The sequence below is a fragment of the Salinivibrio sp. IB574 genome, assembly GCF_001996205.1.
GTDB classification, from domain to species: Bacteria; Pseudomonadota; Gammaproteobacteria; order Enterobacterales; family Vibrionaceae; genus Salinivibrio; species Salinivibrio proteolyticus.
Map to the genome: position 1 here is coordinate 1 of NZ_MUFN01000051.1, position 10,045 is coordinate 10,045.

Annotated in this window: 9 protein-coding genes; all 9 read left to right on the forward strand. The window is 40.0% G+C overall.

All coding sequences use genetic code 11. The annotated features are described in order from the left end of the window. On the forward strand, nt 1-295 hold a 295-nt coding region (locus tag BZJ17_RS17315; protein WP_206744526.1), incomplete at its 5' end, for a hypothetical protein. A gap of 1 nt (nt 296) precedes the next feature. Further along, nucleotides 297-2,042 carry an asparagine synthase-related protein gene (locus tag BZJ17_RS16415; RefSeq protein WP_077641445.1) on the forward strand — a complete coding sequence of 582 codons (1,746 nt, stop codon included), beginning with the start codon at nt 297-299 and terminating at the stop codon, nt 2,040-2,042. A gap of 168 nt (nt 2,043-2,210) precedes the next feature. Beyond that, nucleotides 2,211-3,476: an O-antigen ligase family protein gene (locus BZJ17_RS16420; RefSeq protein WP_077641446.1), complete on the forward strand. Its 1,266-nt coding sequence runs from the start codon at nt 2,211-2,213 to the stop codon at nt 3,474-3,476. A gap of 77 nt (nt 3,477-3,553) precedes the next feature. Then, entirely contained in the window at nt 3,554-4,189 is a 636-nt protein-coding gene (locus BZJ17_RS16425; protein ID WP_077641447.1) for a CatB-related O-acetyltransferase, read from the forward strand. Further along, nucleotides 4,161-5,234 (forward strand): glycosyltransferase family 4 protein, encoded by a 1,074-nt coding sequence (locus tag BZJ17_RS16430; RefSeq protein ID WP_077641448.1) that lies wholly within the window; start codon nt 4,161-4,163, stop codon nt 5,232-5,234. The genes BZJ17_RS16425 and BZJ17_RS16430 overlap by 29 nt, the downstream gene beginning before the upstream one ends. 9 nt (nt 5,235-5,243) lie before the next feature. Next, nucleotides 5,244-6,383: an N-acetyl sugar amidotransferase gene (locus tag BZJ17_RS16435; protein ID WP_077641449.1), complete on the forward strand. Its 1,140-nt coding sequence runs from the start codon at nt 5,244-5,246 to the stop codon at nt 6,381-6,383. After that, the gene (hisH, locus tag BZJ17_RS16440; protein ID WP_077641450.1) at nt 6,380-6,994 is read left to right on the forward strand and encodes an imidazole glycerol phosphate synthase subunit HisH; all 615 of its coding nucleotides are present in this window, start codon (nt 6,380-6,382) and stop codon (nt 6,992-6,994) included. The genes BZJ17_RS16435 and hisH overlap by 4 nt, the downstream gene beginning before the upstream one ends. Next, nucleotides 6,987-7,751, forward strand: a complete 765-nt coding sequence (locus BZJ17_RS16445; RefSeq protein WP_077641451.1) for an AglZ/HisF2 family acetamidino modification protein — start codon at nt 6,987-6,989, stop codon at nt 7,749-7,751. Before hisH ends, BZJ17_RS16445 begins: the two co-directional genes overlap by 8 nt. 10 nt (nt 7,752-7,761) lie before the next feature. Beyond that, nucleotides 7,762-9,894, forward strand: coding sequence for a bi-domain-containing oxidoreductase (locus BZJ17_RS16450; RefSeq protein WP_077641452.1), 2,133 nt, complete (start codon nt 7,762-7,764; stop codon nt 9,892-9,894). Nucleotides 9,895-10,045 lie beyond the last annotated feature (151 nt).

Here is a 10,045-nt window from a genome sequence, read left to right on the forward strand (position 1 = left end):
GAACTGGTATACCGCTGGCGTGTACTCTCAAATACTTTTTCCATGGATTATTATGGTTTTTATTAATAGCACTGTTGCTCATTTACCTAATATCCTTAACTTGCAGAAAAAGGCGCTAACTTTCGAAATATATAATTTCATTTTTCGTGTCATTGCTATTTTAATCGGCGGTATGTTTAACGATGAATACTTGACACTGGCTCTGTTTTCTATGGTTGGCTTTTTCATGTTGATTTATAGACTTGTTTGGATAATGCAGGCGCTCAAGAAACATAACTTGGAGGTTGTTCAGTAACATGGCTGGTATTTATGGTGTGTTAACTAAAAACAATGGCTTAAATATACAAGCTTCTGACTTGTTTTATTCTTCATCTTTTGAGAATGTTATCACGGATGATTTTAAAACGGATGGCTTATATTATGGTCGTTCATCACTGCATAAGTTTGCCAATGACAAGGTTGTTTACGAAAACGATGAGTACATCGTGGTGTTCGAGGGGCTTATATATAATGAAATAAGCACCTCAGTTGGTGAGTTTATTGTTGAAGCCTATTTAGAATCAAAAGAAAAGTTCGCGGCAAAACTGAAGGGTCAATTTTGCGGATTTATCTACTCTAAAAATGACCAAGATATTTTCGTCTTCAATGATCAACTTGGAACTAAGCCAATTTATTTCCATGATTCCAAAGATTACTTTATTTTTGCCTCTGAACTGAAAGTGGTCACCAGTTTGCTCGATAAAATTGGAATCAAAAAGCAGTTGGATTACGACGCTGTTTATTGCATGCTGACTTATGGTCACATGCTTGACGACGTGACATACGAGAAAAATACCAAAAAATTAAAACCATTCAGTTTGTTGCATACTGGCATTGGTTCAACGTTATCCCTATCTCAATACGACCAATTTAACTATCAAGCTAATGAAGAAATCACGCTTGATGACGCAATCGCAAAAATCGATTTGCACCTGAAAACCAGTGTCAACAACTGTTGGAGTAAAGATAGAGAGTATGATTATTCTCACTGCTCTCAACTTAGTGGCGGGCTTGATAGCCGTGTGAATCTGTTTGTTGCCAAGAGTCTTGGGTTTGACGATGTGACGACGATTACCTTTTCTCAATCAGGTAGTAGTGACGAGAAAATCGCGCAAGAGATTGCCACTAAAGAGAGTTATAAGCATGTTTACTATAGCCTCGATAACGGTTTGCACCTTGAGAAGAATCTCGAAAATTATATTGGTGCCAATGACGGTCTAAATAACCTTATCGGTTCGGCTGCAGGGTATGACTTTCTGCAAACCATAAACACGCAAAATTTCGGTAGTCTGCATAGTGGTCAAATAGGCGATATCTTATTTGGTTCATACGTTAAGGCAGACTATAAAGTCGAGAAAAATATGGCGACGGATCAGCACGCTTTACTCGACCGAATTTCTTTCATCGATGATTTTAGAAGCCGCTATCGAAATAATCCAGAACAATTCGCCTACGAGCAACGCGTGCCTAACTGTACATTGAATGGTGACAGAACAATCTCTCACATCGCAGATATACAGTCTCCATTTTATGATAAGCAGCTGATTCAACTCTGTTTATCTCTTCCTTGGCGCTTTAAGAAAAATGAAGAGATCTACCTGCATTGGTTTAACAAGTGTTGTACCAGAGTGAGTGAGTATGAATGGGAGTCAGCAGGGGTAAAGCCAAAAGCGATTAAGTTCGTGCGTTTGGCGCAGATTGTTAAGCGCTATAAGAATGGGGCTATGCGCAGGTTAGGCTTTAATATCAATGATATGAACCCAGTTGATGTGTGGTTAAGGAATAACCCTAGAATCATGGCAAACATTGACCGAATTTACAATCAGTATATCTCGTTGATTGAGGATGATGAGCTAAGAGCAGTGGTTGAGAAAATGTACAATACCGATGTGAAGTACAGTCACTACGGCAGAAACAATAAGTTTATTGTGATTACATTGTTGATGGGACTGAAATTACATTTTCCACAAGGGTTTGGAGAAAGTAAGCCAAGTGGTCAATAAAGTAATGTTCATTCAGGGCTCTAGATAAACTCAGTTTGAATGATGTTCACTAGCGTTTTTTTAGCCCCAATTTGGACTAAAGAATAAATACATTGAACAGTCTGTCCGTTACTCGTTTAATATTAACATTTGAATCTCTGTTGTTGGTTTGAATGATTATAGATTTTTATGAATGATCTTGTTGAAAAGAGTAGATTCAAAATTGACCTAGCGAAATATTTTTTCACGGTCACTTTGGTTTCTGTATTCTTCCTGCCGAAACTCGACATCGATGGGATTAGTCTTGGGCTAGATAATATCCTAATTCTAGGAATTGGCCCGCTGATTTTACTTTATCGAATGAAAATATCGACCAACTCATACGTATTGGTCCTTATGGCTTGGTTGTTTCTTGCTGTTATCTCAACGGTTTCTGGTTATGCTCTTCTGGGGGTTCCCGTTAGTTTTAGCGATTTCAGTGAGTTAATTTATTTATCTCAGCCTTTGCTGTTTCTATTATGCGTTTATCCCGTATCTCGCCGCTTCCTTTACGAGAATACCTATAAAATATTTTATTATGGTTCCTTTGTGTTTGTTTTTATAGGATTTATGCAATATTTCGACCTGCTTGGGATCGGTGTGTTAATTTCTCGCATGTATGCTAAGGGAATTCATTTAGAATTTGCCATCGATCCTTATTTTAAACGAGTGACTCTAACCAGCCCTGGACCTAATGATGGTGCGGTATTGTGTTCCTTCTTCTTGGTGTTTAATTTTCTTATGTATTCTTTAAATAAGAGAAAGATCCATTTTCTGTTGCTTTTTTTACTAGCGGCTTGTTTGCTCTTCACATCGAGTAGGACCATCGTTGTAGGTGTCGCTTCTTCATTGCTACTCGGCTTTTTTATTTCTAAACGCATTTCTATCTTTAGAAAGCTGTTTTTGTTTTTGTTAATGTTCATCGGTGCTTCCTTTTTATTACCTTATGTTTCTCATATTTCTCAAGGGCTGGTTTCGGCCTGGAATGGAGAAAACTCTTCTCTTTTGCAGCGTTTTGAACTATGGCACGATGCGTTACTATTATTCAGTCAATCTCCTGTTGTAGGGTGGGGACCAGCTAAGCAATTACACTCTACATTGGTGGATGGTGAATACTTTTTACTGTTGAGGCGTTATGGAGTTTTGGGCACTTCGATCGTGTTATCGATGATTGCATTTCCATTTTTCCTATATTGTCGTAAGAAAAAGAGAGTGTTCGTTGATAATGAACTGTTTCTACAGTTTTCATTCATGATGGTACCTATAGCTGCTTCAACGATGCTGACGAACAATTTTTATTCGGCATACATACCATTTTTACCATTTGCTCTTATTTCGGTTTTAGCATTGAAATTTTCTTTTAGTAAAAAGCAGTTAAGGAAAATTAATCACTCGAATTATGAGTTGAGTAAATAGTTTTTGCTCAAATCATAACCGAGTAGTGTTGTTTCAATTTGAAGAGAAATTAATCATTATTAAGTAGCGGTATTGGAATGACTAACCTAATTTATTACCTAGCCAAAATAATTAAGAAATCAAGACTGTCAGCAATTAAGTCTTCTGATATACATCCCTCTTCGAAAATCGAATCTGGTTCCAATGTCGTGAACAGCAGTATGGGCAAACACTCTTTCTGCGGTTACAACTGTGAAATTACTCAAACATCTATCGGATCATTTTGTTCTATCGCCAACGGTGTAATTATCGGTGGCGGCATGCATCCTATAGATTGGGTCTCCACATCGCCAGTGTTTTACCAAGGGCGCGATAGCGTCGCCAAAAAGTTTTCAACACATGCCCGTGAGGAAGTCAAACAAACCACTATCGGTCATGATGTTTGGATTGGTCAAAATGTGCTAATCAAACAGGGGGTAACTATCGGGACCGGTTCTGTGATTGGCATGGGCAGTGTTGTTATCAAAGACGTGGAGCCTTACACTATTGTTGCTGGCAACCCAGCCAGATTTATAAGATACCGGTTTGATAAAGAGGTTATTGAAGGTTTGTTGGCTTCACTGTGGTGGGACATCGAAGAGTCTAAACTGGAACAATTGGCCCAAGATATTAAATCACCTTTGACGTTTATTAATAAGCTTAAAAATGAAGAAAAAAGTACTAATAGGGTATAACTATATCCTGCATTATAGAAAGCCGTTTTTTAATGAGCTTGCAAAACACTACGATGTAACTGTATTGCACTCTGGTGAAATTAGTGTCAATGAGAATGATGATTTCTCGGAGTTAATTGTCTCAACTCGTAAGCTTGGCCCCTTCTTCTTACAGAGAAAGCTGATAAAAGAGTGCTTTAGCAAAGAGTATGACTTTGTCATTTTGTTATTTGATGTTAGGTGGGTATTCACTGTATTGACTTTGCTTCTTAATAAGGTTTTGTTCAGAAACAAGAAAATCATTCTCTGGGGGGCGTGGATAACCAAGAGCAATATCGCAAACCAGGTGAGAATGGCTTTATCAAAAATGGTGTATGCAAATGTTTATTACACTGCAGAAGCACGCCGAGACTTTGTGTTACGCGGGCTGAAACCTGACAATCTTTATGTCGCTAATAATACTTTTGATGTTGAGAACAAATCAAAATCCTATGAGCACGATAATAAATTTCGCTTGCTATTTGTTGGTAGTTTAGACGCGCGTAAGAATAATATTGATCTAATCGAAGCATATAAAAATACCTTAGAACATATACCTGAGAACATTACTTTAACTTTTGTTGGCGATGGGAAGGAAAACGAAGTGCTTCGCTCTTTGGTTGACCGCCTTGCAATCGCGGATCGTGTTGATTTTGTTGGAAGACTCGAAAACCCATTAGAGCTTGTTCAATATTATAACGAAGCGCTTGTTTCTATCTCTTATGGGCAAGCAGGTCTTTCAGTATTGCAGAGTTTAGGCTTTGGCGTTCCTTTTATCACTCACCGAGACGCGATTAGCGGTGGGGAAAAATCAAACATAAAGCACGGTATTAATGGTTCCTTCTGTGATGATAGAATGGCTCTAGAGAAGGAAATTATTAAGTTTGCCAACGATGATCATTTAGCTCGTAAGATGGGTGAAAATGCCTATAACTATTATTCACGATTTTGTACCATTGAAAACATGGTTCAGGGGTTTGTAGACGCAATAGAACACACCAACTTATCTTGCGTTGATGAGAGCTGAGAGGAGTTAATGAGTAATATCACACATAAAATTTGTACTCAATGCGTTATGGATACCACCGATTCGAAAATCGTTTTCGATGAGAACGGAGTTTGCGATCATTGTAATACGTATTTGAATGATATTTTGCCAAAGTGGAATCCAGAGGGGTTAGATGATTCACAGCTTGAACAATTGGCAGAAAGAATTAAAAAAGAGGGCCAAGGGCAAGATTTTGATTGCATTATCGGAATGAGTGGTGGCATTGATAGCTCTTACCTTCTTTATCTAGCAAAAGAGAAACTGGGTCTACGGCCGCTTGTTTTCCATGTGGATGCGGGGTGGAACTCTCAGGAAGCGGTCACTAACATTGAGCGCTTGGTAGACGGCTTAGATCTAGACTTATATACGGAAGTGATTGATTGGGAAGAGATGAAAGATCTACAGCTCTCTTTCTTTAAGTCCGGTGTTTCTCATATTGATACTCCACAAGATCACGCGTTTTTTGCAACTATGTACAAATTTGCCGACAAACATGGCGTAAAAAACATTTTGACCGGCGGTAATTACTCAACAGAGTGTATTCGAAATCCTTTAGAATGGATGTACTATCAGTCTGACTCAAGACAGTTAAAAGACATTCATAACCAGTTTGGTAGCAAACCCCTAAAACGATTTCCTGTCACTAACATACTATGGCATAAATTCTATCTTCCTTATTTTAAAGGAATAAAGGTAACTAGGCCTTTAGACTTTATGAAATATGATAAGGAACAAGCGACTAAGCTTCTTGAAGATAAGTTTGGTTATCAGCGCTACCCTCAAAAGCACTTTGAATCTCGGTTTACTCGTTTTTACGAGGGCTATTGGTTGCCTCAGAAATTTGGCTATGACACCCGAAAAGTACAGTTTTCTAGCCTTATTTTAACTGGGCAAATGACGCGTGAAGAGGCGCTTAAAGAGCTTGAAAAACCGGCCATGACTGAAGAGCAGATCAAACAAGAGTTTGAGTTTGTATCGAATAAGCTTGGTATTACGACCGAAGAGCTTCAGTCTTACTTTGATGCGCCTAATAAAACCTATCAAGACTATAAGTCTCAACAGGGGGTCTATGACATTGGTGCCAAAGTACTCCGATATTTAGGTGTCGAAAAGGGTGGTAAACGATGATCGCTATTGTCGATTATGGGCTAGGCAATATTCGAGCGTTTGCAAATATATATAAACGTTTAGGTATCCCCTACTTACTTGCTTCTGATGTCGAATCACTAAAGCAAGCGACCCATATTATTTTGCCTGGAGTTGGGTCTTTTGACTATGCGATGCAAAAACTGAATGAGTCGGGTTTGCGCGAGACACTTGATGACCTTGTACTCAACCAAAAGCTACCCGTGCTTGGTATCTGTGTGGGCATGCAGATCATGGCGCAATCAAGTGAAGAGGGGAGTTCTAACGGCTTGGGTTGGTTAGATACTCAAGTGGTAAAGTTTAGCCAAACAGGCACTAAATTTCCGCTTCCTCACATGGGATGGAACTCGTTAGAGCTTGTTGGAAATAGCCCTTTATTTGAGAATATTGAGCCTCAACCAGCGTTCTATTTTCTTCACTCTTATCATTTCAAGGCAGACTTCCTCTATTCTATAGCAAGTGCAAATTACTCAAGTGAGATCGCCTGTATTGTTCAGAAAGAAAATATTTATGGGATGCAATGTCATCCAGAGAAAAGTCATCATAATGGCATCACGTTACTAAAAAACTTTTACGAGGCCACAAATGCTTAGATCTCGCATCATTCCAGTGTTACTTGTACGTGATAAAGGCCTAATTAAAACGACAAAGTTTTCAGATGATAAGTATGTGGGTGATCCGTTAAATGCTGTGCGTATCTTTAACGAGAAAGAAGCCGACGAGCTCATGATCGTTGATATTGATGCAACGGTAAAAGACAAAGAGCCTGACTATCAGTCGATAGAGTATTGGGCGAGTGAGTGCCGTATGCCGCTCTGTTATGGCGGGGGGGTGAAAACCGTCGAACAGGCGCTAAAAATTCTATCATTGGGTGTTGAAAAAGTAGCGTTGAGCTCGTCTGTGATAGAGCGGCCTGAATTGATTAAAGACATCGCTTCTCAAGTTGGAAGTCAGAGTGTTGTTGCTGTTTTAGATGTCAAAAAGAAGCTCTTTGGTGGCTACAAAGTTTATACCCATAATGGTAAGAAAAGTACCGCTGTAAATTTATTCTCTGTCATTAAAGAGTTTGAACATCAAGGTGTAGGCGAAATTATCATCAACAACATTGATGCTGATGGTACTATGACTGGCTACGATACTCAACTCGTAGAAAAACTTCGAAGTCAAGTTAGTGTCCCCCTTACTTTTCTAGGTGGAGCAGGTTCTCACCAGGATTTAAAACATGTGATTGATCAGTATTCGCCGATCGGTGTCGCAGCGGGTAGTTTATTTGTATTCAAAGGAAAATACCGAGCAGTGCTTATCAATTACCCTAACTTAGAAGAAAAGAATTCATTATTTAAAAATTGATAGGTTGAGTATGAAACAAGTGCTTCAAAACATAGCCAACGGCGACACTAATGTTGTTGATGTTCCCTGTCCTCAAAGTAAATCGGGGCATTTACTCATTGCTACTAGTAAAACACTCGTTTCTGCTGGTACAGAGCGTATGCTGATTGACTTTGGTAAAGCAAACTTTATTGATAAAGCTAGGCAGCAACCCGATAAATTAAAAATGGTGCTCGGTAAGATTAAAACCGATGGCCTAATACCAACAGTTGAAGCGGTTCGTTCAAAGTTGGATCAACCCCTTCCTCTTGGTTACTGTAATGTTGGTACCGTGCTTGATAATGGTGGTACAGGTTTTGAAGTCGGTACTCGGGTTGTTTCAAATGGCAATCATGCCGAAGTCGTTCGCGTAGCCAAAAACTTATGCGCAAAAGTACCAGAAAACGTTGATGATGAATCGGCTGCATTTACAGTACTAGGTGCAATTGGCCTTCAAGGTGTGCGACTTATTAATCCTACATTAGGTGAATGTGTCGTTGTGACAGGGCTTGGATTAATTGGGCTTATCACGGTTCAGTTACTAAGGGCTAATGGTTGCCGTGTATTGGGTATCGACTTTGATTCTGCAAAATGTGCGTTAGCTCGTCAACTTGGCGCGGAAACCGTCGACCTGTCAAAAAATGAAGATCCCATTAAGGTGGCAGAAGCCTTTTCTCGTGGGCGTGGTGTTGATGGCGTTATTATTACGGCATCAACGAAAAGTAGTGAACCTCTAAGCCAAGCCGCGACCATGTGTCGTCAACGAGGACGAATCGTTCTTGTGGGTGTCATTGGCCAAGAAATTTCTCGTGCTGATTTTTTCGCTAAAGAACTTACTTTCCAAGTTTCGTGTTCGTATGGTCCTGGTCGTTATGATACCGAATATGAGGATAAAGGTAATGACTATCCGATAGGTTTTGTACGCTGGACAGAACAGCGTAACTTTGAAGCTGTACTCGATATGATGGCGGCAGGTGCGTTAGACGTTAAGCCTCTCATATCTCACCGCTTCGCAATTCAAGATGCCTTAGACGCTTACCAATGTCTAGATGACAGAGCGTCATTAGGTATTTTGTTGGATTACCCAAATAACGATGTGGTAGCACTGACATCTCGCTCAGTTCAGTTGGGCTCTAATCCTGCTACTGGATCAACATCGGCCATCTGTGCTTTCGTCGGTGCGGGCAATTACGCCTCTCGTGTTCTAATGCCAGCATTTAAAGCTGCGGGAGCGTCTTTAAATACCGTGGTCACCAGTGCCGGAATGAGTGCCATTCATCATGGCAAAAAGCAGGGCTTTGCTAAAGCGTCAACGGATTATGCGGATGTGCTTTCAGACCAAAGCGTTGATACTGTGGTTATCGCAACGCAGCACAATTTGCATGCTCAACAAACAATTGATGCAATCAAATCAGAAAAACACGTGTTTGTTGAAAAGCCGCTAGCCTTAATCGAGTCGGAAGTGGACTTAATTGAACAGGCTTACCGTGAGAGTGAGACAAAGCCAAAAGTGATGGTGGGTTACAATCGCCGCTTTGCACCTCACATTCTGAAAATGAAACAGCTGATGGGATCGGTTAATGGGCCCAAAACCTTCATCATGACAATGAATGCCGGTGAGATTTCAGCGGATCATTGGACTCAGGATGCGGCTGTTGGCGGGGGAAGGATTATTGGTGAGGCTTGCCACTATATTGACTTAATGCGTCATTTAGCGGGTTGTAAAATCACAGGATTCAATGCGATGTGTATAGGTGATGCCCCAGGTGTTGCTGTTCGTGAAGATAAAGCAAGCATTACGCTATCATTTGAAGATGGTTCAATCGGGACTATTCATTACTTTGCCAATGGCGGAAAGGATTTCCCTAAAGAGCGAATAGAAGTTTTTGCTAATGGTGCTGTGCTTCAACTGGACAATTTTAGAAAGCTAACAGGTTTTGGTTGGAAAGGCTTTAGTAAAATGAAACTTTCAAGCCAAGATAAAGGGCAAAAGAATTGTTCGCAAGCGTTTGTCGATAGCATCAAGCAGGGAACAGATTCACCCATTAATTTTGAAGAAATCATTGAGGTTGCCAAAATATCCTGCCAAGTCTCTCAGCAGCTTAGAGGTGGCCAGTATTTATAGGTGTTGTTGAGCGGTATAATAAAATGAAAGTTTCTTGTGTGGGAGGTTTTAAAAAGATATGGTTCCCTTAAGTCAGTTTATAATTATCTGATCAGGTTGATTTTTGCGTCATGTATAAGTGTTAACTCCAGTTGGCTAGAAAGTCGTCAGT

Excerpts from the sequence above, each read along its gene's own strand:
- BZJ17_RS16415 (WP_077641445.1), top strand. The coding sequence starts at position 297 with ATGGCTGGTATTTATGGTGTGTTAACTAAAAACAATGGCTTAAATATA.
- BZJ17_RS16420 (WP_077641446.1), top strand. The coding sequence starts at position 2,211 with ATGAATGATCTTGTTGAAAAGAGTAGATTCAAAATTGACCTAGCGAAA.
- BZJ17_RS16425 (WP_077641447.1), top strand. The coding sequence starts at position 3,554 with ATGACTAACCTAATTTATTACCTAGCCAAAATAATTAAGAAATCAAGA.
- BZJ17_RS16430 (WP_077641448.1), top strand. The coding sequence starts at position 4,161 with ATGAAGAAAAAAGTACTAATAGGGTATAACTATATCCTGCATTATAGA.
- BZJ17_RS16435 (WP_077641449.1), top strand. The coding sequence starts at position 5,244 with ATGAGTAATATCACACATAAAATTTGTACTCAATGCGTTATGGATACC.
- hisH (WP_077641450.1), top strand. The coding sequence starts at position 6,380 with ATGATCGCTATTGTCGATTATGGGCTAGGCAATATTCGAGCGTTTGCA.
- BZJ17_RS16445 (WP_077641451.1), top strand. The coding sequence starts at position 6,987 with ATGCTTAGATCTCGCATCATTCCAGTGTTACTTGTACGTGATAAAGGC.
- BZJ17_RS16450 (WP_077641452.1), top strand. The coding sequence starts at position 7,762 with ATGAAACAAGTGCTTCAAAACATAGCCAACGGCGACACTAATGTTGTT.